This is a genomic window from Streptomyces sp. NBC_01622 (assembly GCF_045209635.1).
GTDB lineage: Bacteria > Actinomycetota > Actinomycetes > Streptomycetales > Streptomycetaceae > Streptomyces.
Genome location: NZ_CP109293.1, coordinates 11,531,134 through 11,557,641 on the forward strand (window position 1 = coordinate 11,531,134; position 26,508 = coordinate 11,557,641).

Annotated in this window: 24 protein-coding genes; 12 read left to right on the forward strand and 12 right to left on the reverse strand. The window is 69.5% G+C overall.

The window, feature by feature from the left end:
* Positions 1-298 precede the first annotated feature (298 nt).
* On the forward strand, positions 299-1,084 hold the full coding sequence (locus OH768_RS53360; protein ID WP_406464893.1) for a peptidoglycan-binding protein: 786 nt from the start codon (positions 299-301) through the stop codon (positions 1,082-1,084).
* Entirely contained in the window at positions 1,081-1,887 is an 807-nt protein-coding gene (locus OH768_RS53365; protein WP_406464894.1) for a helix-turn-helix domain-containing protein, read from the forward strand. The genes OH768_RS53360 and OH768_RS53365 overlap by 4 nt, the downstream gene beginning before the upstream one ends.
* Positions 1,888-3,158: 1,271 nt before the next feature.
* Here the strand turns inward: OH768_RS53365 and OH768_RS53370 are convergent.
* From OH768_RS53370 to OH768_RS53380, 3 genes are all read right to left on the reverse strand, one after another.
* Entirely contained in the window at positions 3,159-3,707 is a 549-nt protein-coding gene (locus tag OH768_RS53370; protein WP_406464896.1) for a hypothetical protein, read from the reverse strand.
* A gap of 960 nt (positions 3,708-4,667) precedes the next feature.
* Entirely contained in the window at positions 4,668-4,982 is a 315-nt protein-coding gene (locus OH768_RS53375) for a hypothetical protein (protein WP_406464897.1), read from the reverse strand.
* Positions 4,983-5,121: 139 nt separating this feature from the next.
* Positions 5,122-5,451 (reverse strand): TfoX/Sxy family protein, encoded by a 330-nt coding sequence (locus OH768_RS53380; protein WP_406464898.1) that lies wholly within the window; start codon positions 5,449-5,451, stop codon positions 5,122-5,124.
* A 209-nt stretch (positions 5,452-5,660) separates the two neighbouring features.
* On the opposite strand from OH768_RS53380, the gene OH768_RS53385 reads away from it, so the two are divergent.
* Together OH768_RS53385 and OH768_RS53390 are read left to right on the forward strand one after the other, a co-directional pair.
* Entirely contained in the window at positions 5,661-5,996 is a 336-nt protein-coding gene (locus tag OH768_RS53385) for a hypothetical protein (protein WP_406464899.1), read from the forward strand.
* A 102-nt stretch (positions 5,997-6,098) separates the two neighbouring features.
* A complete protein-coding gene (locus tag OH768_RS53390; RefSeq protein ID WP_317882306.1) occupies positions 6,099-6,830 on the forward strand; it encodes a flavodoxin family protein in 732 nt (243 codons plus the stop codon).
* A 536-nt stretch (positions 6,831-7,366) separates the two neighbouring features.
* Here OH768_RS53390 and OH768_RS53395 read toward each other — a convergent pair.
* Entirely contained in the window at positions 7,367-8,158 is a 792-nt protein-coding gene (locus OH768_RS53395; protein ID WP_406464901.1) for a class I SAM-dependent methyltransferase, read from the reverse strand.
* The gene (locus OH768_RS53400; RefSeq protein WP_406464903.1) at positions 8,155-9,741 is read right to left on the reverse strand and encodes an MFS transporter; all 1,587 of its coding nucleotides are present in this window, start codon (positions 9,739-9,741) and stop codon (positions 8,155-8,157) included. The genes OH768_RS53395 and OH768_RS53400 overlap by 4 nt, the downstream gene beginning before the upstream one ends.
* 81 nt (positions 9,742-9,822) lie before the next feature.
* On the opposite strand from OH768_RS53400, the gene OH768_RS53405 reads away from it, so the two are divergent.
* Positions 9,823-10,491, forward strand: coding sequence for a winged helix-turn-helix transcriptional regulator (locus OH768_RS53405; protein ID WP_406464904.1), 669 nt, complete (start codon positions 9,823-9,825; stop codon positions 10,489-10,491).
* A 669-nt stretch (positions 10,492-11,160) separates the two neighbouring features.
* Here OH768_RS53405 and OH768_RS53410 read toward each other — a convergent pair.
* The gene (locus OH768_RS53410; RefSeq protein WP_406464905.1) at positions 11,161-11,895 is read right to left on the reverse strand and encodes an SDR family NAD(P)-dependent oxidoreductase; all 735 of its coding nucleotides are present in this window, start codon (positions 11,893-11,895) and stop codon (positions 11,161-11,163) included.
* Between the two features lie 115 nt (positions 11,896-12,010).
* On the opposite strand from OH768_RS53410, the gene OH768_RS53415 reads away from it, so the two are divergent.
* The gene (locus OH768_RS53415) at positions 12,011-12,646 is read left to right on the forward strand and encodes a TetR/AcrR family transcriptional regulator (RefSeq protein ID WP_406464907.1); all 636 of its coding nucleotides are present in this window, start codon (positions 12,011-12,013) and stop codon (positions 12,644-12,646) included.
* Positions 12,647-13,018: 372 nt separating this feature from the next.
* The gene (locus tag OH768_RS53420; RefSeq protein WP_406464909.1) at positions 13,019-13,642 is read left to right on the forward strand and encodes a DUF1326 domain-containing protein; all 624 of its coding nucleotides are present in this window, start codon (positions 13,019-13,021) and stop codon (positions 13,640-13,642) included.
* Positions 13,643-13,969: 327 nt separating this feature from the next.
* Here OH768_RS53420 and OH768_RS53425 read toward each other — a convergent pair whose 3' ends face one another.
* Positions 13,970-14,803, reverse strand: coding sequence for a DUF2182 domain-containing protein (locus tag OH768_RS53425; RefSeq protein ID WP_406464910.1), 834 nt, complete (start codon positions 14,801-14,803; stop codon positions 13,970-13,972).
* A gap of 370 nt (positions 14,804-15,173) precedes the next feature.
* Between OH768_RS53425 and OH768_RS53430 the strand changes: the two genes are divergently transcribed.
* A complete protein-coding gene (locus OH768_RS53430) occupies positions 15,174-15,827 on the forward strand; it encodes a DUF1326 domain-containing protein (protein WP_406464912.1) in 654 nt (217 codons plus the stop codon).
* 143 nt (positions 15,828-15,970) lie between these two features.
* On the opposite strand, the gene OH768_RS53435 is transcribed toward OH768_RS53430, so the two are convergent.
* Positions 15,971-16,705 (reverse strand): DUF899 domain-containing protein, encoded by a 735-nt coding sequence (locus OH768_RS53435; RefSeq protein WP_406464913.1) that lies wholly within the window; start codon positions 16,703-16,705, stop codon positions 15,971-15,973.
* Between the two features lie 220 nt (positions 16,706-16,925).
* On the opposite strand from OH768_RS53435, the gene OH768_RS53440 reads away from it, so the two are divergent.
* On the forward strand, positions 16,926-17,195 hold the full coding sequence (locus tag OH768_RS53440; protein WP_406464915.1) for a helix-turn-helix domain-containing protein: 270 nt from the start codon (positions 16,926-16,928) through the stop codon (positions 17,193-17,195).
* Positions 17,196-17,279: 84 nt separating this feature from the next.
* Complete coding sequence (locus OH768_RS53445) at positions 17,280-17,711, forward strand: transposase (protein WP_406464917.1); 432 nt, start codon at positions 17,280-17,282, stop codon at positions 17,709-17,711.
* 94 nt (positions 17,712-17,805) lie between these two features.
* On the opposite strand, the gene OH768_RS53450 is transcribed toward OH768_RS53445, so the two are convergent.
* On the reverse strand, positions 17,806-18,663 hold the full coding sequence (locus tag OH768_RS53450; protein ID WP_406464919.1) for a ketopantoate reductase family protein: 858 nt from the start codon (positions 18,661-18,663) through the stop codon (positions 17,806-17,808).
* 70 nt (positions 18,664-18,733) lie between these two features.
* On the opposite strand from OH768_RS53450, the gene OH768_RS53455 reads away from it, so the two are divergent.
* On the forward strand, positions 18,734-19,363 hold the full coding sequence (locus OH768_RS53455; RefSeq protein WP_406464920.1) for a TetR/AcrR family transcriptional regulator: 630 nt from the start codon (positions 18,734-18,736) through the stop codon (positions 19,361-19,363).
* An 88-nt stretch (positions 19,364-19,451) separates the two neighbouring features.
* On the opposite strand, the gene OH768_RS53460 is transcribed toward OH768_RS53455, so the two are convergent.
* Both OH768_RS53460 and OH768_RS53465 read right to left on the reverse strand, forming a co-directional pair.
* A complete protein-coding gene (locus OH768_RS53460) occupies positions 19,452-20,147 on the reverse strand; it encodes a hypothetical protein (RefSeq protein WP_406464922.1) in 696 nt (231 codons plus the stop codon).
* Positions 20,148-20,196: 49 nt separating this feature from the next.
* Complete coding sequence (locus OH768_RS53465) at positions 20,197-23,061, reverse strand: hypothetical protein (protein WP_406464923.1); 2,865 nt, start codon at positions 23,059-23,061, stop codon at positions 20,197-20,199.
* Positions 23,062-23,722: 661 nt separating this feature from the next.
* Here OH768_RS53465 and OH768_RS53470 point away from each other — a divergent pair.
* Entirely contained in the window at positions 23,723-24,913 is a 1,191-nt protein-coding gene (locus tag OH768_RS53470) for an RNA-guided endonuclease InsQ/TnpB family protein (protein WP_406464924.1), read from the forward strand.
* Between the two features lie 49 nt (positions 24,914-24,962).
* Here the strand turns inward: OH768_RS53470 and OH768_RS53475 are convergent, their stop codons facing one another.
* Positions 24,963-26,477, reverse strand: a complete 1,515-nt coding sequence (locus tag OH768_RS53475) for a sialidase family protein (protein ID WP_406464926.1) — start codon at positions 26,475-26,477, stop codon at positions 24,963-24,965.
* Between the last annotated feature and the right edge of the window lie 31 nt (positions 26,478-26,508).

Consider the following 26,508-nt stretch of genomic DNA (forward strand, 5'->3'; position numbering starts at 1 on the left):
GTGGAGGCGGCGCGGGGTGGACCGCGCCGCCCGGCTTGCCCTACCGACGATGCTGGCCAAATCGTCGGGAGGGCCAGGGGGTTAGGGGTGTACGGGCCATCGTGGGACGACGTACACGCTGACCAGCTGCGATGTCGTGGGCGGTGCTGCGTCCCTGGGACGCCTCACCCGCGCGGGGGCGGCCTCCGGATGGCCGGATCGCAGGGGGCTGGCGGCAGCGGGAGGGGTGGACGGGGAACCATTCGAAGGGGGTACGCCTCCCTTACGGGGACTCGAAACACCGGACATGGGGTGGAACATGTCGCGTTGGAAGGAGCTACCCGCGTCGCTCGACCAGAAGGTGTGGCAACTCGTCGTACAGATGCGGAGGCTGAAGGACCACGGCGGGCTGAGCCTTAGCGCGCTCGCCGCGAAGACGACGTTCAGCAAGTCGTCCTGGGAGCGCTATCTCAACGGCAGGACGTTGCCGCCGCGCTCCGCCGTCGAGGAGCTGGCCCGGGTCTGCGATGCCGATCCCGAGCGGCTGCTGGCCCTGCACGAGGTCGCCGAATCGGCGTGGGCGGCATCGGCACCGAGCCGGAACGGGGAGGGCGAGACGCCCGGGGAACGGGCGACCGAGCCGCTGAGCGCCGTGGCGTCACCGCGCCGACGAGGATTCTGGATGACCGTGGGCGGCCTGGGCATAGCCCTCGCGGGCGGTCTCATCGGTGCGCTGCTGGTGTCGGCTCCCTGGGCGGGCGGCGGCACGGCTGAGGGCAAGCCGGAGCAGGGGCCGTTGACAGGCGCTCATGAGGGGGCTTTCGAGTACGGCGAGACCTACCGCTGCGAGTTCAAGCGGTACGACGGCCGTCTCTACGCGGGACACAGCGCGGACCGCAAGACGGTGATCGGGCTCAACGTGCAGGGCTGGCAGGTGGTCGAGGCCCAGTGTCTCCTCCAGCACGCCAAGTTCTCGCCAGGACGGATCGACGGTCGCTTCGGCCCGAACACCGAGATCGCCGTCAAGCGCTTCCAGCACAGCAGGAAGGGGCTCGACGTCGACGGCCTGGTCGGACCGCAGACCTGGGGGGCGCTCAGCAAATGAGCCAAGAGGCGCCGGAAAGCGTGCTGCTCGCCGAGGCGCTGCGGGAGTTGCGCGGCCGCACGGAGCTGAGCCTGGCCGCGCTCGCCGCGCAGACCGCCTTCAGCAAGTCGTCCTGGGAGCGCTATCTCAACGGCCGGAAGCTGCCTCCGCGTTCGGCGGTGGAAGCGCTGTGCCGGGTGGCGGGAGTGCCCGCCGCCCGCCATGTGGCGCTGTGGGAGCTGGCTGAGGTGGCCTGGAGCGGCCGGGGCGCTCGCCCCGGAGCGGTGGATTCCGAGCCGGAACCTTCCCGCTCCCCGTGGTGGCGCCGTCCCTTGGTGAGGGTGGCCGCGGCCACGGGCATCGTGGCGTGTGTGCTCGGTGCCGTGCTGGCGGTGGCACTCCGGCCGACCGGCGAACCGCACTCTCCCCCTGCTCCCAGGGCGCGCAGCGCCGCCCGGCAGGTCCTCTGCCATGGTGCGGGGTGTACTGGCCAGGAGCCCTTGGCGACAGGGTGTGGGGACGTGGAGGTGCAGGGGGCGCCGAAGGTCCTGCGCACGCTCAGGAGATCGGGTGTCGAGGTGCAGATCCGTTACAAGCCGGAGTGCGGCGCGGCCTGGGTGCGCGTCAGCGGGCAGCGCGTCGGTGACCGCTTCGAGGTCTCCGCGCCGGGCGTGGCAGCACAGCACATGGTGATCGCGGACAAGTACGTCACGGGGATGTACCGCTCCTCACCGATGGTCGCGGTGAAGGCGGGGGACACGAAGGCGATCGAGGCATGCGCCGAATTCGCCGGGAGCGCCAGCCGGGAGTGCTTCCGGCCGTAGCGGAAGGTGCCGTACTCCACTGGAAGAACAGCGGCTGATCGCACTCACGAAGCCGTCGGCGTCCGCGACCTCCTGGCCCGCCGCCTGCGCGTCGGTCGGCTGTGGCCGGTCGTTGGTCGCCGCACCCGAGCCGGCGGCGGTGTTCTTGTACTCCGCAGGTCGAACTGCAGAGCGTAACTGAAGTGCTTGCTATTGGAAGTCCCCGGATGGTTCGAACCCGCGCACGCCGCCAAGCGGTCCCTGAACCGCTGCGGCACGCCCCTCTACTGCGGCAATGCCCGTGAGGGCATGCCGCGGACGAGAGGTGATCTTCCTCGTTGGCTGACTTTCTGTGCGCCAGAGGTAGTCTCGCAGGTAGGGCCCATGTCGGCCCTGACCTGCGAAAACACGGATTGTGATCTGGTGCCCCCGGCAGGATTCGAACCTGCGCACACGGCTTCGGAGGCCGTCCGGGGTGCGCGGGGTGAACGAAGTGAGCCGGTTGCGCGCCCAGCTCGCTGAGGGTGCTCCCGGGTGGTGCCCGGGAGAGCGGTGGTCGGTGATCGGCATCCCACGACTTCTCGTCTGGACCTGTGAGGGCGCGTGGGCCCATGCGAGTTTGCGGCTACCGGCAAGGGCTCGGCGTGCGGCTCCATCGTCGATGTTGTGCTCGCGGGCCAGGTGCTGCGGCGCTGCCCTGCATGGTGAGCGGCGTTGGCCGGAGGGCAGGATTCCAGCGGAGCCCACAGCGAACATGCGAGCCAGACGCCGGGCGGATTGCCGACGGCTGCAGACGGGCGGGCGAAGGCCGGCTCGGGCCGGTCAGCGCATTCCGAGGCCGGGATGCGAAGTGGGGGCGGTGAGCCCTTTCACCTCGTAGCTATGCGTGCGGACCGCAGGCGAGTCGACCGTGCTCCGATGGGCTCGCCCGAAGGCTCGGCCGCACCTGGTCGTGAATGCAGACGGCTGTCGTGTGAAGTGGTGAGCTTGGTTCGAGCGCGGCATTTCGACGTGCGGGCAGTGGAGGACGGCAGGAGACCGACGCCGGACACGACGGCCTGGCTGGCGTAGGAAACTCCGCCCGCCCCCTCACCCCACCGACGGACCCGGCGAGAGCGTGCTGGTCGCCGACGGGGTGAGGACAACCTGCGGCTGGCCCACGTCCGGGGGGGGCGGCGGTGTCATGTCCTGAAAGAGCAGGCACAACGAACGGCCGACCGATGCGGTGGACCACACGGTGACAGAGACCGGACGGGCGCCGGTCATTGCCCTACCGTTCCCGCCACATCCTGTCAGCGCGCGACCGTGGAGTCCGCCGAGACGGCCCAGAAGCGCAGGAGCAGGGCGATCATCCCCGAGAGGACCAGTATCGCCACCCAGGAAGCCGTGTTCTCCCGAGTTGCTTCGTCGAACACGATCGACAGGACTGTGAAACTCATGAGACCGAGCACCGCGTAGAAGTCGATCCGGATGGCCTTCGCCGACCGGCGGCGGAACCGGTAGAGCAGCAGGAGCCTGCTGAACGAGACATGCGGATCCTCACCGAGGTTGGGCTGTTCGGCTGCGGTCACTCGTGCGGATGCCTCGTCCAGCCAGCCGTTGGCCACCGCGGTCGGGACCTGGAGTGCTTCCGGGGTGGCGGCGGTCAGTTGCTTTGCCCTCCGCCACTCGGCTGCGAAGGCCACCTGCCGAGTTGCGTCCTCGAAGACGAGCCGACGCCGGCCGTCGCGGGACCGGCGCACCCGCCGGTCCTGTATCAGCAGACTCACGACGCCGGCAGCCGCGGTCACGACAGGGACCAACACCGCGACGGCGATCGTTACTACATCTTGCGTGCTCATCAACAGCCCCCCCAACTGTTTTCCCAACCGTTTTCCCAGTGCGCTGGCATCCCGTCCCGGCCCGCTGTCGGCCAGAATCTTGCCACCTCACCCAAGCCGTTCGCACCTATGGGCGACTCATGTCCCGGCGATATTCACCCGTGCTCAGGCTGGCCAGTGACTCCCGAAGACGCGGCAGTTGACCACTCAAGCCCGGTCGTAGTGGGTGATGCTGCCGTCGGCGGCTGTCACGACCGGATGAGCCTGCGTGCAGGCGACCTGGGTGGGGTCTAGCAGGGGGATATGGGTAGGTGGCGGTCTTCTGATCATCGACGTACACGGCCTGCCGCCAATTGCTGGCCTTCGAGGCCCGGACAATGTGCATGTAGGAGTCCCGGACGGTGTAGGTGAAAGCGTCTGATCCCGTGACGTCCACCTCGATGTGCTTGCCTTCCTGAGTGCCGAACAGCTGCATGTCCGCCAGGAGTGGGATGGCGACCGCCGTGGTGATGCTGAAGGGCGTCCAGTGTTGTGGACTGCCGGCGCCGTTCGTCGCGGGATCATCGCCGTTGCCCGGCTCCGCCATTGCCTCTACCCCGTCAGAGTGCTCATGGTGCGGGCGGCGTTCATGGCGGCATCGGACAGATTCGAACCGACGGCCGTCGCGCCCTCAGTTTCGCAGCAGCTCCACCGCACGGTCGAGGGGTGACAGACGTCGGTTCGGTGTCAGGCCCGACACTGTCGACCTCGCTCCCACCCGAAACGGTGGAAGCCACCACGCCATCACGGCAGACCAACGCACAACTGCACCGGCGAACGAGTCACTTCAAGAGAGCCGCACCCGTCCAGGATTCCTCCCGGACCGAGGCCAGGAAGCTCCTGCCGCGCTGACCGTCGGCCCCGCGAATACCGACTGCCGTCTGATGACCAAGGGTGGTCGTATCTGTCCAAGCGCCACCTCCGACCGGGCGCAGCGTCGGATCAGCGCGGTTCGCTTGGCGCGACGCTGTGGACCTTGACGTCGAGCAGTGCGAGCGCGGGGGCGGCGCCGACTTCTCGGAAGAGTCGGGGTGCCGGCGGGCCGCCCGGGTAGGCGGCCCGCATGGCGTCGAGGGCTGCACGGTCTTGCCACAGCGTCTGAATCCGCCAGTGCCCATCCTGTCCGCTCAGCAATTCGCTTCGCACGAGGCCATCGGGGAAGGGGCGGGCGACGAGCTCGCGGTAGGCCGCGACGAGATCGGCCTCACGCTCGGCCGCCACGACGGCGCTGACCTCGGTCAATACCTGTCCGGACATGACCCTCATCTCCTCGTCATCCACACTACGCGGCAGGCTCCGGGACCGCCCGTGTACCGGACGGCCATGAGAACTCCGTGGCCGGGCTCCCGCAGACCCGGACCCGGCCGGGAGAAGGATCCCTGCGGCAGCGGGCCCGCTACTTGGGTGGCAGGCTCGCCGCGAAGGCGCGGCCCTCGTCGATCCACTCGCCGAGCGCCTCATCCTCGGCGACGGCGGAGCCCGCAACCACGATCCAGCCGCGCATCGGGCGGCCCGTCATGTCGAAGATGCGCGTACCCGGCCGGGCAAGCGCGGCGTCCGTGGCGTCGGGGCCGACCCGGACCATGAGATCGTCTCCGGTCACGCCGACGGCCATGTTCCCGCTGCGGAGGAAGGCGATGCCGCCGAACATCCTCTTCTCCGTGATATCGGGATCCGCTCCGAGCCGCTCCCGGATCCGCTCGGCCAGCCCTTCGTCGTACGCCATCACGTGCCGCCTTCCCGGTCGGTGAGCCGTTGATTCGAGGCCGCGCAGGTCCTTGGCAAGACTGGAGCGGACCTGACGGGACATCAGGCGCGCCGACACCCGAAGGAGGCCGCGTGGGCCGCCGTGCACCCGGACGCGGCCAGGGTGCCGTCCGGGCGGGCCTCGAAGGCGTAGGTGACGTGCATGGGCATGGGGCGGCCGAAGCGATCATGTCCAGGAGCCGGGGCGGCTCGTACGCGACCACGCGCAGCACGTATTCGATGCTCCGGCCGAGGAAGCGCGCCCTGCGGCTGACCTCGGCGCCCGCCCCGAACCCGCCGCTGTCCGCCTCCCGGGTCAGCTCCGCCCTGCGGATGCCCTGGGTCCTCTCCCATAGCCCTGAACGGGCATGGGAGTGCCCCCAGGTGTCGTGGCGCCAGTCCATGGCGTACGCGGCCACCTGTTCGGGCGGCAGCGGAATCATGCGCCGCACCGTCACGTCCATCGCCATGGGCCCAGGATCCCAGCGAGTGCGGGAGCGTGCGCGACATCGGTCGGAACGGTGACGAGTGGCGGACAAAGCGCGACAAACAGAGATCCACGCGAGAGGCTTCGGCTGGACGCGTCCCGCTCCGGGGCGGCCCCTGTCCCATGCGAAGGAGCCCGCTGTGACCGCCGAGAACCCCGCCGACGACGCGTACCGCTTCGACGACCTCACCGCCCTGTTCATCAACTGCACGCTCAAGCCTTCCCCGGAGGTCAGCCACACCCAGGGGCTGATCGACAAGAGCTCGGCGATCATGATGGCGCGAGGGGTCACCACCTCCGAGATCCGGGCCGTCGACCACGAACTCGCCCCCGGTGTCTACCCCGACATGACCGAGCACGGCTTCGCGAGGGACGAGTGGCCGGCGTTGTACGAGCAGGTGATGGCCGCCGACATCCTGGTGCTGGCCGGGCCGATCTGGCTGGGCGACAACAGCTCGGTCATGAAGAAGGTCGTCGAGCGGCTCTACGGAGGCTCGGGGCTGCTCAACTCCCAGGGCCAGTACGCCTATTACGGGCGCGTAGGCGGCTGTCTGATCACCGGCAACGAGGATGGCGTGAAGCACTGCGCGATGAACATCCTCTACAGCCTCCAGCACCTCGGCTACACCATCCCGCCGCAGGCCGACGCCGGCTGGATCGGCCCGGCGGGACCCGGACCCTCCTACCTCGACCCCGGTTCGGGCGGGCCGGAGAACGACTTCACCAACCGCAACACCACGTTCATGGCCTGGAACCTGATGCACATGGCGGCGATGCTCAAGCGCGCCAAGGGCATTCCGGCGCACGGCAACCAGCGCTCCGAGTGGGACGCCGGCTGCCGCCTCGACGCGGCCAACCCCGACTACCGCTGAGGCGTGCGCCGCAGCAGGATATTCATGCGGTCTTGGTGAGCACGGGCTCGCCGCGCTGGTTGAGGACCTCGACGGCGGTGTGCAAGAAGCCGCGGTCCGGCAGGGACCGCTTCTGTCCGCGAGGTGAGGTGAGCGTGGACGGGCCAGGCGTGAACGGGCTCCGGCTCGGCAGCCGGTGCGGGCTCGGTGTCGGACGGTTCGGCCGCAGTCTGTCGAGGCTGCGGGTTGTCTTCGGTTCCTCCGCGCGGTGGCGGACAAAACACCGTTCTCGTCCAGGCAGCCACCCCTTCGAGCAGGCCGAATGGTGGACGGACGTTCCGCTCCCGCAGGTGAGAACGGTGCGGCGGACGGGGCGGCCGCTTCCCACGGTTCGGCGAGTTCTGACTACAACTCGCCGGAATGTGTGCCGGAGACGCCGGACAAGGCGGGCTGCGACAGATCGAACGGGCTCAGTTCAGCCGCACAACTTCCCCAACCCGTGTGGGCGTTCTCGTGGCACGGCTCGATCGGGGCGTTCCTTGTTTCCCCCTAGGTGGTCAGCCGGCGTCCTTGGTGAAAGAGCCGTGCCAGACTTCGAGGGAGCCGTCCGCGAGCGCGGTGACGTAGTTGATGACGCGGGTATAGCCGTCGTCGAGGAGCATCGGTAGTGCGGGTTCGGCGGGCAGGCCGTTCGCGAAGGTCCTGGTGATCCAGTCCTGGACCCATGCCGACTCGTTGGTCCATTCGACCGCGGCGAACCCCGCGCCCTCGATACAGGCGAGCAGTGTTTCGGCGGAGACGACGAAGCTGTCGGTGCCGTCGAGTGACCAGGGCATGGGCCAGGGCAGGTCGGCCTGGTGTGGTTGGCAGACTTCCCAGACGGCCAGGTGCGCGCCGGGGGCGAGGCGTTCGGCGATGTGACGGAACCAGGTGGTCTTGTCCCGTACGTTCATCTGGACGTGCATGGTGAGCGCAGCGTCGAAGGCCGGATCCGGCCGGAGACCGGCGATGTCCCCGGCGTGGAAGTGGACGAGGTCGCCGAGTCCGGCCCGGGCGGTGAGGTCGCGTGCGGCGTCGACGTAGGCCGGGGTGATGTCGATGCCGACGACGTGGTTGCCGGTACGGCGGGCGATCTGGCGCGCGGGTCCACCGAATCCGGAGCCGACGTCCAGGACGACGTCACCCTGGTTCAGGCCGAGGGTGGGGATGAGCCGTTCGACGGCGTCGGCGCCACCGATGTGGAACTGGTCGAGGTTGTCCAGGGCTCCGTCGGCCGCGGCGTCGAGATCGCGATGGTCGCTCAGGAGTCGGTCGATGGTCTGGGCGACGGCGGTTTCTCCGTAGGTCATGGCACCGGGTCCTTTCGGTTGCTGGTGGTGTCGGTCGGCTCGACCGGCTGGTGTTGCGGGGCGGGTTGCTGCGGGGGCTGAGCGGGCAGGAAGACGGCGGCGAGCAGCGCACCGGCGACCGCGACGACTCCGGCGACGACGCATCCGACACTGAGGCCGTGGTCGAAGGCACCGGTCGCGGCCTGACGTACGGCGTCGGCCGCGGCGGTCTGACCGTGGGCGGCGAGCCGGCCGGAGACGCCGAACGCCGCCCCGACGGACTGATGGGCGAGGTCCCTCAGTGCGGGCGGCAGTCCCGCGGGGAGCGCGGTGTCGAGCCGCGCGTCGTACAGGGAGGCGTACACGCTGCCGATGACCGCGACCCCAAGCGTTCCGCCGAGCAGGCGGGTGGAGTCGTTGACGGCGGACCCCACGCCGGCCTGGTCGGAGGGGACCGCACCCATGATGGACTCGGTCGCCGGCGCGGAGGTCAGGCCCATACCCAGGCCGTAGACGACCATCTGGACGGCGATGATCCCGTAGCTGAGGGTGGGGGAGATGTCGCCTGCGACCCAGAAGTAGAAGATCGCCTGGAGGGCCAGACCGACGGTGACGACCGCCTTGGTGCCCGCACGGACCGCCAGCCGCGTCCCGAGGGTCGATCCGACGGCCACGGAGACCGCGACCGGCAGCAGGTGGACGCCGGTGGACAGCGGGCTGTACGTCCGGACGAACTGGAAGAACTGCGTCATCAGGAAGATGAACCCGAACAGGGTGAAGAACGCGATCGTGACCGCGGCGCTGGCGGCGCTGAAGCGCATGTCCTTGAAGAGCCGTACGTCGAGCATTGGCTCGTCGGTGCGGCGCTCGCCGGCGATGAACGCGATCAGCAGGAGGACGGCACCGGCGAAGCCGGCGAGCGACGCCGGTGATGCCCAGCCACGGTCAGGGGCCTCGATGACGGTGTAGACGAGCAGCCCCATGAAGCCGCCGGACAGCACCAGGCCCAGGAAGTCCAGGCGGTGCGGGAGGGGGTTCCGCGACCGGGGGACGAACGGTGCCACCAGGGCGATGACGGCCAGCGACACCGGGCCGAGGGCGTAGAAGACGCTCGACCAGCTGTAGTGCTTGAGCAGGAAGCCGCCCACGATCGGCCCCAGCGCGATGGCCACACCGGCCGTCGCGCCCCACAGGCCGATGGACAACGCCCGCTCCGTGCGGCTGGTGAAGACGCCGGTGAGCAGGGAGAGTGTGGCCGGGAACGTCATGGCGGCCCCCAGACCCATCACGGCCCGTGCCGTGATCAGCTCGGCCGGGGTGTCGGCGTACCCGCCGACGAAGCCGGCCACGCCGAAGACCAGCAGACCGGCCATGAGCATGCCCTTGCGGCCGAAGCGGTCGGACAGGCTCCCCGAGGTCAGCAGCAGGGCGGCGAACACGAGGTTGTAGGCGTCCACCACCCATTGCAACTGCGCGGTGGAGGTGCCCAGTTCACGTGTCAGGGTCGGCAGGGCCACGTTGACCAGAGTGGTGTCGAGGTTGATCACGAACGACGCCGCCAGCAGCGCGACGAGCACGAGTGGTTTCGACGGTGCACGAGTCATGGTGGAAGGTTAAGCACGAGTGGTTGAGTTTTTCTACTGCCTGATTTGGAAAATAAACCATCGGCGGCCTAGGCTTGCCGCATGCGGAGCTATGGCCAGTACTGTTCGATCGCCCGGGCCCTCGACGTCGTGGGCGACCGCTGGACACTGCTGATCGTCCGGGAGCTGCTGCTGCAAGGCCCGTGCCGGTTCACGGACCTGAAGAACGGGCTGCCGGGCGTCGCGGCGAACCTGCTGTCGACCCGCCTCAAGGAACTCGAGGCCACCGGACTGATCACTCGCGAGGACGCGCCACCGCCGGTCGCCACCGGCCTCTACTCCCTGAGCGAGGCCGGTCTGGAGCTGGAGCCGGTGCTGAAGGCGCTCGGGCTGTGGGGTCTGCGGTTCATGACCGTGGAACGGCCGGACGACGCGTTCCAGGCACAGTGGCTGGCCTACGCCCCGGCGTGGTTCACCACCGACACCGATCCCGACGGCCCGCCCGTGGTGATTCAACTCATCGCGTCCGACGAGCTGGCCGTCATCGAGCTGCGAGACGGTCGGATCCACACCCGGCTCGGCCGCGCCACCGACCCGGACCTCGTCCTGGACGGTCCACCCCGTGCCGTCCTCGGACTGCTCAGCGGCGTGATCGATCTCGAACGCGCCGGCCGACTCGGCCTGTCCGCCCATGGCCGACGCGACCTGCTCACCCGCCTCCGCCCAGTCGCCCAGGACCGGGCACCCACTCAGGACGAGGCCCGCCCATGAGCAGCGACGCCGGCCTGTCGGTCCGCGATCGCGCACGACGATGCCCAGAGCCGACGCCACGTCCTACGACACCGGCGTCCTGTACCTGACCGAGTCGCACGCCACGACCGACGCCACTCCGGGGCACTTCCATCAGATTCATGCTGCTTCATGCTGCGCCGCTACCTGGAGCAGCGCTCGGTGCCGATGTTGCCCGTCGCCCGTGGGGGGTGCGTGGTCTCCAACGCGTCTGCCGGGGCGGAGAACGACGATCCGGAGGTCCGGGCCGTCTGGACCGCCATCACCAGGCACTGCGAGATGTGCTGCTGTACATGGCCCGCGGCACGGCGCGGGAGCGGGGCAGCTTGCTCTGGACGCAGTGGCCGATCTCCTTGCCCTGCCGGCCTTGACCGGCGCTCCCGCGTCGGGCTGACGCCCAGGTCCTGCGCAGGGCTGTGACCGCCACCCTTGACTCGCTTGCTCGCTCGCCGGGCGGGCGGCGCCCTGCCGTATGACCGTCCGGTCCGGTCGACGCGCGGCGCGTCGACCGGACGCTTCCCTGCCCCGCCACGGATACGCCACCACCGCCGACTACGCGGGTGGACTCCACAGCTCCAAGGGGCTGTCGCCCGCTGTGGCCTTCACCGGAATCCGCCCGGCCGGCGGTCCGGGCGGCGTCCGCTGTACGGCCTACACGGCGGTCCGGCCGGCGTCCGCCGCGATGGTCGCGCCGGTGAGGTAGCTCGCGCGGTCCGAGGCGAGGAAGAGGATCACCTCGGCGATCTCGCGCGGGTTCGCGAGCCGGCCGAGCACGGTGGTCTTGGCGAACTGTTCGGCGCCTTCCTCGCCGACCGTGGCGAGCACCATGTCGGTCCTGGTCGGGCCGGGCGCGACGGTGTTCACGCGGACACCGGCCGGGCTGAACTCGGCCGCCCAGGTACGGGTCAGCGACTCCAGTGCGGCCTTGGTGGCGCTGTAGACGGACAGGCCGGGCAGGCCGATCCGGGCGGCCATGGTACTGACGTTGACGATGCTGCCGGAGCCCTTGGCGATCATGGCGGGAGCGAGGGCCGCGGTGAGGAGGTACGGGGCCCGGACGTTGGCGGCGAGCGCCTCGTCGAGCGCGTCCGGGGCCTGGTCCAGGGTCGCTGCGCCGGGGAAGATCGCGGCGTTGTTGACCAGGACGTCGACGTCGCCGGCCTCCTCGGCGAGGTGGCGGATCGCGGTCGGGTCGGTGAGGTCGGCCGCGACGAAGCGCGCCCGGCCGCCGGCGTCCGTGATCGACCGCACCGTCGCGGCTCCGCGCCCCAAATTGCGGCCGGAGACGACGACCTCCGCGCCGGCCGCGGCCATCAACCGGGCTGTCTCGGCACCGATGCCGCCGGTCGAGCCGGTGATCAGGGCGACCTTGTCGGAGAGTTCCATGCTGGGTCCTTCCGGGAGTACGGTCGCGATCTCCGCGACCAGAATGGGCTGCCTGACCCACTCTGGCGCCGAAAAAATGGGTTGTCCAATCCAGAATCTGCTAACGTGGACGACCGTGAGCACCGAGACACGCCGCCCGGCGGAGAAGAAGCTGACCCGCAAGGGGCAGGAGACCCGGCACCGCATCGTGGCCGCGGCCGCCCAGCTCATGTACGAGCGGGGCGCGACGGAAGCGACACTGGAGGACGTCCGCGCCGCCGCCGGGGTGAGCGGCTCGCAGATCTACCACTACTTCGCCGACAAACAGGCGCTGTTGCTGGCCGTGATCGAGTACCAGACCGAGGCCGTGCTGGACATGCAGCAGTCGCTGTTCGCCGGCCTCGACTCCATGGCCGGCCTACGGCGCTGGCGGGACGCCCTGGTGGAATACCAGCGGCGACTGCACTGCCGCGGCGGCTGCCCGATCGGTTCGCTGGGCAGCGAGGTGGCGGAGACGAACCCCGAGGCGCGGCTCGCGGTGGCTTCCGGGTTCCTGCGCTGGGAGACGGCGATCCGCGACGGCCTGCGGGCCATGCACGCGCGCGGTGAACTCGACGGCGACCCGGACGACCTCGCCCTCGCCACCCTGGCCGCACTCCAGGGCGGCCTCCTGCTCACCCAAATCCAGCGTGAGGTCAGGCCGTTGGAGGTGGCGCTGGACGCGATGCTCGACCACATCGAATCCCGTACGACACTCAACGGGCGCCCCTGAGCGGTTCGATCGCGCGGCCGCCGGCCACGGCGGCGAGCCACGTGCGGTCGGCGGCGCGGGGGCAGCCCATGGGCGTGACCTGTACACCCTCCGCGGGCGCACCTACGCTGGAAACAGAAGGGGCTCGCGGGGCGGAAGAGTCGCCCGCGGACCCCGCGGATCGAGTCGGCTATGGAAGCACCCGTCGCACCAGCAGGGATCCCGGCCGTGAGCGGCGAGGCACCGCGCACCGCCGTCGGAGGAGTCGGGTTCGGGGCCGGGGCGCGCGGTGTTCGTTCTGCGCGGGCCGCGCGTTCCCCACCGGTCCGCTTCTGATGCCGGCGCCGTCCGCACCGTCGGACGACGGTCGTACTCCCTCCTTCAGGAGCAGTCATGACGTGGAACATCTCGGGCAACTACCTGGCCAGTTGCTCATGCGCGCTGGTCTGCGGATGCGCGGTCGACGCGATGCCGCACGACCCCCAGGGCCGCGAGGAATGCCTCGGGTGCGCCGTTTTCCATGTGGCCGAGGGCCACCTGGACGAGGTCGACCTGTCGGGTGTCGACTTCGCCCTCTACAACCACTTCCCCTCCCATCTGACCGCCGGCGACTGGAAGGTCGGCATCGTCATCGACGACGACGCGAGCGACCAGCAGTCCGAGGCCCTCGAACGCATCGTGTCCGGGCGTGAGGGCGGGGCGTTCGGTGAACTCTCCCAGTTCTTCGGCGAGTTCCTCGGCGTGGAACGGGCGAGCATCTCGCTGACCGACGGGGAGAAGTCGCACCTGAGCGTCGACGGCAGGACGCAGCTCGCTTTCGAACCGCTGCGCGGGCCCGACGGCGGTCCTACGACGGTGAAGAACGCGATGTTCGGATTCGCGCCGGAGTTCACGATCGGCACCACCACCGGCAGCTCGCAGGCGTTCGGCCTGTCTTACGAGCCCGTGTACGGCGAGCAGGCCGAGTACGTCTTCTCCAGCGAGCAGCCGGAGGGCGCGTCCACCGGTCGAGGATAGGCGCGTGTACGGACGAAGATCCAGGAGCGTGCCCTGCGCGGGAGGAGGGCGGCAGTGGCTCCGCCCGTGACGGGGTGACCACGGCTGGCGCCGACCGGGTTCTTCCGTGCGTCGCCGACCCGGTGCATACCGATCGCCCTGTCGGCCGGCACCGTGTTGTCCCTGGTCAGCCCGGGATCCGCGATCCTGGCGGGGACGACGGTGAGGCCACCGCCGTACGCGCGGCCGTGAACCACGTCGAACCGTTCCGCGTGTCGAGCGCCGGATCCTCAGCTGCTGTTGTGCCGTCGTGCCGTCGTGCCGCCGGGCGAAGTGGGCAGCGACCGCTCACCGTGCCGGGCCCGCCGCCATCCGGTCCATCGACGGACCGGACATCTGCAGACCCGGCAGCAGCCAGTCCTGGAACGGGGCCAATACGGCGAGCACGAGGAGGGCGGCGCCCACCGCCCAGCTGAGCCAGGGACCCCCGCGCCACAGCTTCTCCAGGAAGATCACAGCCGCCAGTCCGGCCATCGCCGCCACGTTCATGACGCCGAGCGGGATCAGGACGATCATCAGGCCCCAGCAGCAGCCGACGCAGTACAGCCCGTGGTGCGCGCCCACCCGCAGGTCCCTGGCCCACGGCCGGAAGTGCGCGTAGCGCAGCAGTTGGAACATGGGGTTGCGGCAGTGCCGTAGACAGACCCGTTTCAGGGGCCCGAACTGCTGTACGCCCGCGAGCAGGAACGCTGTCGCGCCGATCCAGCGGCCAGCGTCGGGGTGGCTGTCGACCAGGTGCCCGGTCGCCGCCAGGGCCCCGTACACGAGCAACCCGAACCCGGCCCAGGAGAGCAGATAGCCGCCGACGAACTCAGTGATGCGCAGCGCCCGGACGCGGCCTGCTGCGCTCCGGTTGATGGCCCGGACCCAGGTGAGGGCGACCGGCGCCAGCGACGGCAGCATCATCGCCGCCATCATCACCACCCACAGGAGCAGGAAGAGCGGGAGCGCCAGCCCCATGGTGCCCGGCTCCATCCCCATGTCGCGGGACTGGGCGATCGTGAGTACCCAGGCCAGAGCGGCGATCAGCACCAGGAGAACCCAGCCGAGGGCCAGATCACGTCTCGGCAGCAGCACTCCTGGCCGGTTGGGCACCGGTGGGGCGAACCGGAGATGGGGCATGGCACGCCTCCCAAGGTCGCCCACTGCCCGATCGGCGCAGCGGCCCCGCGCAGTAGGGCTGCGAAACGGCGGGACAACTCCAGCACAGCACAGAATCGCAAGGCTCAAAAGCGGAAGGCAGGGAAGCGGCTCTCGTCGGGGACGGGCCGGCCGGCAGGCAGATGGCCTGCCGGGCAGGGTCGGCTCAGAACCTGTGTCTGCTCCACCGCGGGTGGTGTGCGGTGCGGTGGCCTGCGCAGGACTGGGGCTTCCGCGCCGGGGAGGCGCATGCTGGAGACGAGGCCGCTCCGCCGTCGTGGCGGGGGGCTCCGTGCGGGACAGCCTCGCTCCCACGACCCTGCGGTAACGGGGGGAAGAGGAGGTCAGCGAGATGACCGAAGCAACCACCAGCCCGGCCTGGCACCTGGTCGGCGACTGGTTCGACGCCTGCAAGTGCGCCATACCCTGCCCCTGCACCTTCGCCCAGCCCCCGACCGAAGGCGACTGCGACGGGGTACTCGTCTGGCACATACGCGAGGGCCGGTACGGGGACGTCCGGCTCGATCGGCTGAACTTCCTGATGCTCGGGACTTTCACCGGCAATATCTGGGGCGGCGCCGCGACGGAGACGGCTGCCGCCTTTTTCGTGGACGCGCGCGCCGACGATCAGCAGCGTGCCGCTCTCGGCACGATCTTCAGCGGGGAGGCGGGGGGCTGGCCGAAGCAGTTCAACGAGCTCGCCTCCTTCGACGTCCGTGGCATGGAAGTCGCCCCCATCATCGTGGAGATCGCCGACGACCTGGGGGCGTGGAGTGTCGAGGTTCCCGGCCGCGTCACCGCCCTCGTCGAGGCCCTCGGCGGTCCCACCACGCCCGTCGGCGCGCGGGTGCAGGTCCACAACCCCGGCGGCGCCGAGGTCGGCCCGGGCCAGGTTGCCACATGGGGTCGCGCGACCACGGACCGGGCAGACGCGTTCGGCTTCAGCTGGGACCGCAGTGGCAAATCCAGCAAGCATTTCCCGTTCGACTGGAGCGGCCCCGACTGACTGAGCGCCCTGCTCTTCACCTGCCTCTCCTACCTCTCCGCCGTTGTCACTCGGGAGTGTGCTGGAGCCGAGCCCTGGTGCCGTTGTGCGGAGGCGGAGGCGGAACATGGATCCCCGTGTGCACGTCGGGGACGGACGGCCCCTCAGGTCTTGCCGTACTCGTCGTGGCGGCGCAGCCAGTGGGTCTGCTCACCCTCCTCGTGGCGGCCAAGCGGCGCACGGTCGAGAAGCCCGTAGTAGGCCATGGCAGCCTCAAGGCCGCGCGCGGTGGTGACATACGTTCGGTAGACGGTGCCGTCGAGGAGCGCGTAGGCGCTCATCCCGGGCCCCTCGGTGACGTAGCCACGCACGTCCGTGCCGGACAGCTGCGCCATCTGACTCACCGTCGGCGGGACGTCGCCTTCGAGGAACGACCTCAGCTCGTCCTCGGTGTACTGGAAACCGAGGTCGCGGTGGAAGTCGCTGCCGCCGACGGAGACCCAGTCGAAGCTCCAGCCCATCCGCTCCCGGTAGGAAAGGAGCTTGTCGAGCGGCGCCCGCGAGGAGCAGATCAGCGTCACGTCGCGGGCCCTGAGGTGGATCACGTTGGGGGAAAGGGTGTCCGCGATCGAGGAGCAGACCGTGCATCCGGCCTCGTACGGCGGGCCGAACATGAAGTGGTAGACGAGCAGCTGGGAGCATCCGTCGAAGAGGTCCGCGAGCGACTTGGTCCCGCCCTCGGTCTCGAAGCGGTAGTCCTTCTCGACCGGCACCCAGGGGAGCTCCCGCCGCTTCCGGGCGAGCTCGTCGCCGCGTCGGGTGAGTTCCTTCTCCTGCGCCAGCAATTCCTCGCGGGCTGCCTCGAAATCCTTCTGGGTTCCGATCCTGTGCTCAGGCATGGTCTCTCCCTCCTGAGCGGAACGGATCACCGTGCCTGTGCCGGCGTATCCGTCCGGCCCTACGTCCACCGTACGCGCGCGTAGGCGGGCCTTCGCGACCAAACTGGGGACCCTCGCCTACAAGACCACGCCCTGACGCCACCGGCTCGTCCGTTGTTCCAACCGCCACCCATTGCATCGGATGAGCTTTCCCGCCCGAAGGGCCTGGCGCGGTCGCACGATGCCGTGGCTAATCCGTCAGGTGGCGCGAGAGTCCCGGCGACATGCTGCCTCAGCTGAGCCTGTGTTCCGAGCTGCCCATGCCCAGGTCCACCAGCTGATCGCCCAGGGACACAGTCTCCGGGCGATCGCTCGGCGCCTCGGCTGGGGCCGGAGAACGGTGATGAGGTACGCGCACGCCGCCCGCTGGCAGGACATGATCGTCGGAATGCCAGTGCGGCCGAGCAAGCTCGACCCCTACAAGCCATACCTGGAACGCCGCTGGGCATAGGGGTGCACGAACGCCCGTGCCCTGCACCGTGAGATCACCGAATGGGGCTACCTCAACGGCTACGGACCCGTCCGCGACTACCTCGTGGCCTTCCGGCTGACATCCGGCACGCCGCCGCCCGGACCGCCGAGTGTCCGCCGGGTCACCGGCTGGCTCACCCGCCATCCCGGCACGCTCAGGGAAGGGGAGCATCAACACCTCAAGATGATCCTGGCCCGCTGCCCCGAGCTGGAAGCCGCCCACCAGCACATCCGCGACTTCGGAGAGATCCTCACCTGCCGCCTCGGTGGCCTGCTCCCCGGCTGGATCGAATCCGTCGTCCGGGATGACCTGCCCGGACTGACGGGCTTCGCCCGCGGCCTGAACAGCGACTTCGACGCCGTCACCGCTGGCCTCACCCTGCCCTGGAGCTCCGGCGGCACCGAAGGCGCCATGAACCGCATCAAGAAGATCAAGAGGCAGCTCTACGGACGCGCCGAGTTCGAACTACTCCGGAAGTTGATCCTTCTTCAGTGACCGAATGTCACTGAAGCGGGATCAGTGCCACTGCTCGGCCGCGACGAGGCGTTCGATGACGATGACGACGCAGCAGTTCTCGTCCCCTCTTCTCCTAAGCGCGTATCTGTTCGGCCATCCGCTCAAGTTCGGCCGTTGTCGCAGGCGAGGCGTTGTTGAGTCCGCTGTGCACGGCCGTCGGGCTCCGCAAGAAGCGCCGCAGTACGACCACGAGCAGTCTTTCCGGCAGAGTCTGCAACGCGGCGAATCCGCGCGGGACCGGAGGTGTCGCCATGGCGTCCAGGTTCTGCCGCATGAGGCGGAGCATGCCGCGGACCGCGTCCGGATCGTCGGCCAGTGCCGCCGGGCCGCCCGCCGCGTGCACCGCCTGCCCGAGCGGCACCTCGAACGCGGCGTGCGTCTTGAGCCAGGCATCCATCTTCGGTTCGACCTTGGCGTTGATCCCGGCGGTGCGGAACGTCTCCACGATCCGTTCCAGGCGCGGGGTGGTACGGCCGTCGGGTTCGCCGATCGGCATCGCAACCCGGCGGGTCATGAAGTTGGTCGCGCGGTAGCGGACCACGTCGCCGTCCATCGTGCCGCCGGCCGCGGGGAAGCCGAGCAGCACCCGCTCGGGGCCGATCACCGCGCCCAGCGGCTCCGCGCCGGCCGCCCAGTTGTGCAGGAACGCCACGTCGCCCTCGGTACCGGCGAGTGACTCCAGCACCGCGTCCACCTGGTGGGTGCGGACGAGGACGGCGATCAGGTCGTAGCGGCCGACCGGGTGCTCGACCACTGGCACCGGTACCCGCCTGACAGCTGGGCTGTCTCCCTCGGCGAGCTGCACGCCGTGCCGGCGCAGGGCGGCCAGGCGCTCGCCCCGGGCGAGGAGGGCAACGTCCTGCCCGGCCTCATACAGGCGGGCGGCGAACAGGCTGCCGAGAACCCCGGCGCCGTACACGAGCAGTTTCATGGCAACCCTTTTCGTACGTTCGTTTCAGTCATACGTTCGTTTTAATCAAACGTCTGTAGTGTACGCAGACGTGGCCCCATCTGACACACGCACCCAGATCCTCGACGCGGCAGAACGCCTCTTCGCCGAGCGTGGATATCGCGGCACCTCGGTCCGCGCGATCACCGACCTCGCGGGAGCGAACCTGGCCGCCGTCGGCTACCACTTCGGCTCGAAGGCCGAGCTCCTGGCAGCGGTCGCCCGCCGCGTGATCGAACCCATCAACGCCGCGCAGTGCGCCGGGCTCGACCGGCTCCTCGCCCGGACCCCGGACCCCGCGGTCACCGACCTGGTGGAGGCATTCGCGGGGCCGCTGTTCGACGAGATGCCGGCCGGTGACGAGGGCGGCGCCCGGACGTCCCGGCTGATCGTGATGATCCTCAGCGACCCGGCCGAAGAGGTGCGCAGCTGGACTGGTCCGGCCGAAGGCACGGTCCGTGAGCGCTACCTGGCGGCCTTCGGGCGGGCACTGCCCAGCCTCTCCCCGGAGGAACTGTGGTTCCGGCTACGGGGAGTCCTCGCCGTGACGGCAGTAGACCGCGTCGAGGTCTACCAGCAGAACTCGCCCACATGCCCGTCCCCGGCAGCAGGCGAGGCAGGCCGGCACTGGGCGATCACATTCCTGGCAGCGGCGATGAGTGCACCACCGACCATGACCTAGCCACTCGGGACGGCCGAGGCCGGCCGGAGACGCCGCCGGTCGGCCAGAAGGCGGGCCCGGCAGCCGGTGTCTGCTCGGCCGGCCGGGTTCAGCTCCTTGATGTTGCGGCCATCCCCTCTTGGGCGGCACCACGGAACCACGAGCAGACCGGTACCACCTGCCGAGGGTGTTCTGGGCCCAGGTGCTGGGGGATGCGGGCGCGACGTTCCATCAGCAGGGACACGATAGTCACCTGCAGGGGTGTGCGCGTGAGCCGTGCGGTGGCTTCTTCCGTCATTGCTTTCTTGACTCGTTCAAGGACCGTCTCGCGCATCTCCGGGTCGTCGAAGTGGCGTGCTGGGGCCAGACGTTCGGCGTGGTGGAGGGCGTCGCCGGAGTCCATCGGGACCAGCGTGAGGGTCTCGTAGTCCCCGGTGTGGAACTCTCCCTTGTATCCCTGAGGGCGGGTGGTGGCGACCACCCGGAGGTCGGCGTCCATTTGCCGGGCATCGAGGAGGAGGTCAGAGATTCCCCGCAGCACCTCTTCACGCGTGTGCGGGGAAGCGACCTCGTCAAGGCCGTCCAGTACCAGCACGCAGGGCCAGATAAGAAGCCACCGTTTCAGGTGGACGGCGGTAATGCTGTCAGAGCTGCGCCGGTTGACCTTCTGAGCCAAGGTTCCCGTCATCTTGGACACTCGATCGGTAAGCCGCGAGGGCGTGTTGATGCAGCCGCCCTCGAGCGGCACCTGCCAGATGGTCAGGCCCTTAAAGGCGATCAGGCCGCCGGGCGGCTGACACGCCATGGGCGGCGGCCAAGTCGCGTGGGCGCCTCCCGGCACGGGGAGGTACCGATCACGAGGTGGGACCGACGCCCGGTTCGGTCTCCGGTGGGCACGCGAACTGGTCGGAGGGGCCCCAGCGTGTGACGGGGTCCTTGCTCGCGGCCAGTGCGCCGCACGTCAGGTCGGTGACCGTGGTACCCGCCGAGGTGATCTCCCGGATGTGGACCTCCTTGCCGCGCGGGTATTTGGCGCCGTTGCCCAGCGTCATGATGCCTGACTCGCCGACGTAGTCCTTGACGCCGGGTGACTGGAGGAAGGTGACGACCGAACTTGGCCTGAAGTCCGGGTCGGTTCCGGAGATATCTGTCATGACCCCGAAAAGGATCTTCAGGGCGTCGTAGCCCGCCGCCGCGTCGCTGTCGGTGTGGACGGCGAATGCCTTGCGGAAGCCCTGGGCGAAGGGGCCGTTGGCGTCGGGCAGGCTGAACTGGCTGTAGAACAGCGTGAGTGAGCCGTAGTTCTGCGGCATCAGCTCCGGGTGGAGGACGAGGTCCGGGGCCGGACTCTCGGCGAGCACCGGCACACGGCCTCCGTGTGTACGGCAGTTCTTGTCGCCCTGGAGGTAGTAGAAGAGGTCGTGCATGACGCTGGACCGGCCGGCGTACAGGACGAAGCCGCCTGTCTGGCGGACGAGGGCGCAGACGTTGGCGGCGACGGCGGGTGTCTGGCTGCCGCCGTCGGATTCCCGGTAGGGGACCAGCCGCACCGGGCCTGCCGTGGCGTAGTCGGAGGTGAACTTGTCCTTGAGGTCGGCGCTGAAATAGGTGTCGTCCGGGTCGAAGACGACGATCGCGGTCGGCGCGGGGTGGCCGGGAGCGGGTTTCGTCAGGGTGTGCAGCTGGGGGGACCGGCCGGCGAATGATGCCATGATCTGGGCCACGCGTTCGTCGGGTGGCGAGAGCTGAAAGTACGACACGGGGGAGTCCTCGACCATGGGCTGCCCGGTGACGCCCGTGCCGAGGACGGGGATTCCCCGGGTGCCCAGTTCGATGGCGGCCTGCAGGGATTCGGGGCGGCTCTGGGTGAGGCCGAAGACGGCGGCGATGTGGTCCCGTGCGACCCGGTCGACGATCATTCGTGACACGTCGGTGTGGCTGAGGTTTTTGGTGTTGAGGCCGTGGAGCGAGCCGTAGTGGAAGTACTCGCCGGCGTTCGCCACCAGCAGCCGCACCTGCACCTGGTGCTTGAGGTTGAGGGAGTTGACCTCCTTCTGCGCGAGCAGCGCCCCGCGCAGGATCTGCAGGCCGGTCGGCACGGTGCGGCGGGACTGCGACCCCACACTCAGGGGTGCGAAGAACACGAGGGTGCGGTACGGCTTGGACGGGTCGACCTGTGCGTTCTGACTGCCCATGGTGTGTTCGAGGGTCCCTAGCTGGGAGGCGTACAGGCCGTGCGCGAGGTCGCAGCCGTCGGTGCCGTCGGTCAGGCCGACGACCTCGCCGGTCCTGACGCGATGGCAGGACGCGACCGGGGCGGCCTTGCTGTCGTCGACGGGGGCACGGGACCCCGAAGGCCACAGCTCGTAGCCGCTGCCGGCCGCCACCAGCAGCAGCGCGGTACCGGCCGCGATCGGGCGGGCCCAGCCTTGGTGACGGCCGCCCCGTACCCGGACGGTGGGGCGCACGGCCAGCCGGTCGGCGGCGCTGCCGCCGTCGGGAGTGCGGGGCAAGGTGAAGGCGTGAACGGCCTGGCCCGGCCGGCCGGTGGCCCCGGACGCGTACAGCGCGGCGATCTCCCGGGCCGGAGCGGGAACATCGTCCTGCCCGGCGTGCCGGACGACGTACTGGGGGACGTCCGCGGTGGCGGCGCCCAGCACCAGCAGCGGGCAGTCGGGGTTGTCCTCGGCGACGTCGGCGAAGGTGTCGAGGAACTTCCGGCTGGGTGTTCCCGCGGCGCCGACGCCGGGCAGCAGGACGACGAAGGACCAGGGCCGCCGTGGCCTGCGCCGGCTCCAGAACGGGGGCCGGGAGGCCCGAGCCAGGTCGCGGATCAGTGCGGTCAGCAGGATCTGCCGGACCGCCGCGGCGTCACGGGCCCCGGCGGCTCCTGCCGCCGGATGCAGCGCTTCGCCCGTGGCCGCGGCCCGCGCGCGCAGATGAGCCTCGCGCAGGGCCACCGCCGCACCAAGGAAGCTGCGCCCGGTCTCGCCGAGCATGCCGGACACCCAGCGGCGGCGGGGGCCGTGGTTGAGTCGTACGCCGTACCACCAGCGCCACAGCAGTGCCACCGGCACGGCCGCCGCCCGCAGCAGGGCCGCGCCCTTCTTGGGACCGAGATCCTCGCTGAGGCGAGTGACCTCCGCGCCCAGCCCGAAGGTCCAGGCGTGCCTGCCGTACAGCAGGTTCCGTACGGCCGTGCGTTCGTCCACCGCGTCGGCCGGTAGCTGGCAGCGCAGCACCGACAGGCAGACCTCGAACTCGCCCAGGCGGAGGGCCCCCGCCCCGTCCGGCATCGTGGCGCGCAGTCGGCGCGCCACCTTGTCCAACAGGACGATGTGCGGGTCCTCCGCCGGCGAACCGTCCTGAGGTACGGGTTCGCAGGCCAGTTGCGCCTCGTCGACCAAGGCGTGGGGAACGAGGCTTGCCAGGTGGCGCGCCTCGCCCGGACCGGGCCGTAGCAGCCGCTTCCGATAAGCCCGGACCAGGGCGCTCGGGTCGGGTTCGCCCTCGGGGGGCGAGCCGACCGAGGGCGGGGTGTCGACCTCCTGGGGCGCGCGTGCGAACAGCAGCGCGGGGAGCCGGCGGCTCGACGACCGCCGTAGCCGTGGCACCCCGCTCTGCCGGTCGGCCGCATAGAGGTCGACCACACGGACGATTTCGTCGAATCCACTGGGCAGGACGAGATTCTGCTCGTCCTCGGGCAGCCGCTGCAGCACTCAAGACCTCCGGGCATCCAGGCAAGAGGCGAGCAGCCTAGAGGCGGACGGAGGAGCCCCGGGTGGTATCCGGGCATTCATTAGTTACTGAGTAAGTATGGCTATTACCTTTGCGTTATGCGCATACGAGCGGCTATGCACCTTCCGGTTTTGACGGATGCGTCTCGAACGGCAGTCCCGACTGGGTGGTTGCGGGGCGCTTGGCGCATACTGCCCGACCAGCGGAAAAGCCGTCCTCAACGTTCATGCGGGTCCTGTGCGATTCCCGACTCCCTTATCCCGGTGGGGTGATCGGTCCCTGACCCGTCAGTGATCCTCGTCCAAGTACGGCCGCCGAAGCCGCCGCTCGGGGCGCTGTGCGTCAGCTCTACAGAGCAACCGCCGGCGGCCACGGCCACGGTCGGGGTGCCCCTGTTACGGATAGCGCCCAGGGTGATGTCAGACCAGGAGACGTGGCGCGGAGCTGCCCCGGCAAAACGTGCCGGGGCAGCCGTTGCGTTCATCGGGACTCTTTCGTGGATACCCCGGCCTTCAGGCCGGGGAGGAAGCGAAGCTCCTGCGGAGCAGGGCAGGGAAAGGCGAATCGCCGCCAGGGCGATTCGGCGTCTGGGACCACCGTCCAAGACCCATTGCTCACACAGGGCCTGATAGAATGTGAGGCATGACGCAGCAGGTCAAGCGGGCATTCAAGTACCGCTTCTACCCCACGGACGAGCAGGCAGCCGAGCTGTCCCGCACGTTCGGCTGCGTCCGCCTCGTCTACAACAAGGCGCTGGAAGAGCGCACACGGGCCTGGTACGGCGAGCAGCGCCGTGTCTCCTATGTCCAGTCGTCCGCCGCGCTGACGGAGTGGAAGAAGGCCGAGGAACTCGCCTTCCTGACCGAGGTGTCCTCGGTCCCGCTCCAGCAGGCACTGCGCCACCTTCAGACCGCGTTCGGGAACTTCTTCTCCAAGCGCGCCAAGTACCCGCGCTTCAAGTCGCGGAAGAAGTCCCGCGCATCGGCCGAGTACACGCGTTCCGCCTTCAAGTGGCGTGATGGGAAGCTGACGCTGGCGAAGACGTCCGATCCTCTGGACATCCGCTGGTCGCGTCCCCTCCCGCAGGGAGCGGAGCCGACGACGGTGACCGTGTCCCGCGACAGCGCCGGGCGCTGGTTCGTGTCCATGCTGTGCGACGACCGCATCGCCCCCGCGCCCGCCACGGCAAACGCGGTCGGTATCGACGCGGGCATCACCTCGCTGGTGACTCTGTCCACCGGGGAGAAAGTCACCAACCCGCGCCACGAGCGGCGCGACCGTGCCCGACTGGCGAAGGCGCAACGGGAACTGTCGCGCAAGGCGAAGGGTTCTGCGAACCGGGCGAAGGCCCGCAAGCGTGTCGCCAAGGTCCACGCCCGGATCGCCGACCGACGCCGGGACTTCCTCCACAAGCTCACTACTCGTCTCGTCCGTGAGAACCAAACGGTCGTGATCGAGGACCTCACCGTCCGCAACATGGTCAAGAACTACGGTCTCGCCCGAGCCATCTCGGACGCGGCCTGGCGTGACCTGCGGATGATGCTGGAGTACAAGTGCGCCTGGTACGGGCGCGAACTCGTCGTGATCGACCGCTGGTTCCCGTCCAGCAAGCTGTGCGGGAACTGCGGCACCATCGCGGCGAAGATGCCGCTGCACGTCCGCGAGTGGACGTGCGACTGCGGCGCTGTGCATGACCGCGACGTGAACGCGGCCCGCAACATCAAGGCGGCCGGGCTGGCCGTCTCTGCCTGTGGAGCTGGTGTAAGACCTCAAGGGAGTTCTCCTGGCGGGCAGTCGGCGTTGAAGCAGGAACCCCCACGGCGCGAGCCGTAGGAATCCCCCTCCTTCAGGAGGGGGAGGAAGTCAAGGTCTGTCGTGTCGGTCAGGGGCTGTCCTCGCCGCCCCCGGTGCCGCCGTTGGCCAGCCACTGCGCGTAGGCGATCGCGGCCAGGCGGGCCGAGAAGACGTTGTCACGTGCGGTGGCGGTCGTCGCGGTGGCGGTGCCTGCCGCCGCGGCCAGGCCCGAAGTCGGCGTGTACATCGCCTCGTTGAAGACCGACCCGCTGGGGGCCGAGGCCACGGCGAAGACGGGGTGGGCCGTTCCGCCGGAGAAGGACGTCGAGATGTAGTCGCCGACCATGGTGCCCTGCGTGGTGCTCGCCAGCCAGGAGTGGGTCATCGGCCCTGCCAGCTGGGTCGGCGCCGTCCAGGTGCTGCCGCCGTTGGTCGAGGAGACGTACCCGACGTCCAACTGGCAGGTGGCGGCGGTGCAGTTGGCGACCGGATGGTAGTAGTACGCCAGTGCCAGGTGGGCGGTGCTGCCCGAGGTGGCCGGGTCGACGGCAAGGCCGGGGATGAAGTGGTCGACGGTGCTGGTCGTCGCGTCGATCGGGATACGGGTCACCGTCGACCAGGTGGTGCCGTTGGTGGTCGTGGACATCACGATGTCGTTGGAGGTGCAGGAGCCCCCGCTCGCGCGGAAGCGGCAGTCCTGCCAGACCACGTACGCCTTGCCGGCTGCGTCGATCTCGGCGGAGGGCAGCGGGCCACTGCGCAGGCTCCCGTGCACGGTGAAGGTGCTGACGGTGGCGATGGTGGTGGTCGAGGTCCAGGTACTGCCGCCGTTGGTGGACCGGAAGGAGAGGACCGACGTCTCGGAGGCGTTGGAGGCCGGGACGATCACCGTGCCGTTGGGCTGGACGACGGGCTGTCCGCCGAGGCCGGTGGCGTTGTTGCCCGTGTTCTTCGAGGCGCCCCAGGTGAGACCGCCGTCGCTGGAGGTGGTCATCTTCAGGCGGTCGCCGTCGCCGTTGTTGTCGTACTCGGTGTAGCAGTTGCCGTAGAAGGCGCTCGTGGCGGTGTTGTCGCAGACGATCCAGTTCTTGTCGAGGCTGGAGCCGGTCGCGGTGACGACGGGGTTGCTCCAGGTCAGTCCGCCGTCGGTCGAGCGGCTGGTGAAGACCTCGGGCACGGCGACGGACGAGGTGATGGGGATGGTGGAGATCAGCCAGGTGTTGTGCTTGGCGTCGTAGGCCACCGCCGGGTCGCTGACCCGCTGGAAGGTGCCGCCCGCCTGGGTGGTGATGCCGGGCAGGAAGCCCTTGGTCCAGGTGGTGCCGCCGTCGGTGGAGGTGGAGAAGCCGACGTTGGAGGAGCCGCCGTCGTTGAAACGGCCGACCTGGAAGGCGGAGACGATGGTGGAGCCGTAGGAGAAGGTGTCCGGCTCGACCTCGGTGGCGTGCTGGCTGGTGGAGTTGGTGTAGGGATCGGCGCTGATCTGAGTGAGGGCGGGCGCGGCGCCGGCGGTGGTCGTCGACAGGGCCAGCGCGCCGGCCGCGAGGGCCACCGTCACCAGGCCGGGTCTCGCCAGGCGGTGGAGCAGGGATGCCAGGGACATGATCCGTTCCCTTTCGAAGAAGGGGCACGTC

Excerpts from the sequence above, each read along its gene's own strand:
- OH768_RS53370 (WP_406464896.1), bottom strand. The coding sequence starts at position 3,707 with ATGAGCACGCAAGATGTAGTAACGATCGCCGTCGCGGTGTTGGTCCCT.
- OH768_RS53430 (WP_406464912.1), top strand. The coding sequence starts at position 15,174 with ATGACCGAAGCAACCACCAGCCCGGCCTGGCACCTGGTCGGCGACTGG.
- OH768_RS53360 (WP_406464893.1), top strand. The coding sequence starts at position 299 with ATGTCGCGTTGGAAGGAGCTACCCGCGTCGCTCGACCAGAAGGTGTGG.
- OH768_RS53410 (WP_406464905.1), bottom strand. The coding sequence starts at position 11,895 with ATGGAACTCTCCGACAAGGTCGCCCTGATCACCGGCTCGACCGGCGGC.
- OH768_RS53425 (WP_406464910.1), bottom strand. The coding sequence starts at position 14,803 with ATGCCCCATCTCCGGTTCGCCCCACCGGTGCCCAACCGGCCAGGAGTG.
- OH768_RS53405 (WP_406464904.1), top strand. The coding sequence starts at position 9,823 with ATGCGGAGCTATGGCCAGTACTGTTCGATCGCCCGGGCCCTCGACGTC.
- OH768_RS53435 (WP_406464913.1), bottom strand. The coding sequence starts at position 16,705 with ATGCCTGAGCACAGGATCGGAACCCAGAAGGATTTCGAGGCAGCCCGC.
- OH768_RS53420 (WP_406464909.1), top strand. The coding sequence starts at position 13,019 with ATGACGTGGAACATCTCGGGCAACTACCTGGCCAGTTGCTCATGCGCG.
- OH768_RS53400 (WP_406464903.1), bottom strand. The coding sequence starts at position 9,741 with ATGACTCGTGCACCGTCGAAACCACTCGTGCTCGTCGCGCTGCTGGCG.
- OH768_RS53440 (WP_406464915.1), top strand. The coding sequence starts at position 16,926 with ATGCCGTGGCTAATCCGTCAGGTGGCGCGAGAGTCCCGGCGACATGCT.
- OH768_RS53385 (WP_406464899.1), top strand. The coding sequence starts at position 5,661 with ATGTCCAGGAGCCGGGGCGGCTCGTACGCGACCACGCGCAGCACGTAT.
- OH768_RS53475 (WP_406464926.1), bottom strand. The coding sequence starts at position 26,477 with ATGTCCCTGGCATCCCTGCTCCACCGCCTGGCGAGACCCGGCCTGGTG.
- OH768_RS53395 (WP_406464901.1), bottom strand. The coding sequence starts at position 8,158 with ATGACCTACGGAGAAACCGCCGTCGCCCAGACCATCGACCGACTCCTG.
- OH768_RS53380 (WP_406464898.1), bottom strand. The coding sequence starts at position 5,451 with ATGGCGTACGACGAAGGGCTGGCCGAGCGGATCCGGGAGCGGCTCGGA.
- OH768_RS53375 (WP_406464897.1), bottom strand. The coding sequence starts at position 4,982 with ATGTCCGGACAGGTATTGACCGAGGTCAGCGCCGTCGTGGCGGCCGAG.
- OH768_RS53450 (WP_406464919.1), bottom strand. The coding sequence starts at position 18,663 with ATGAAACTGCTCGTGTACGGCGCCGGGGTTCTCGGCAGCCTGTTCGCC.
- OH768_RS53470 (WP_406464924.1), top strand. The coding sequence starts at position 23,723 with ATGACGCAGCAGGTCAAGCGGGCATTCAAGTACCGCTTCTACCCCACG.
- OH768_RS53365 (WP_406464894.1), top strand. The coding sequence starts at position 1,081 with ATGAGCCAAGAGGCGCCGGAAAGCGTGCTGCTCGCCGAGGCGCTGCGG.
- OH768_RS53460 (WP_406464922.1), bottom strand. The coding sequence starts at position 20,147 with ATGGCGTGTCAGCCGCCCGGCGGCCTGATCGCCTTTAAGGGCCTGACC.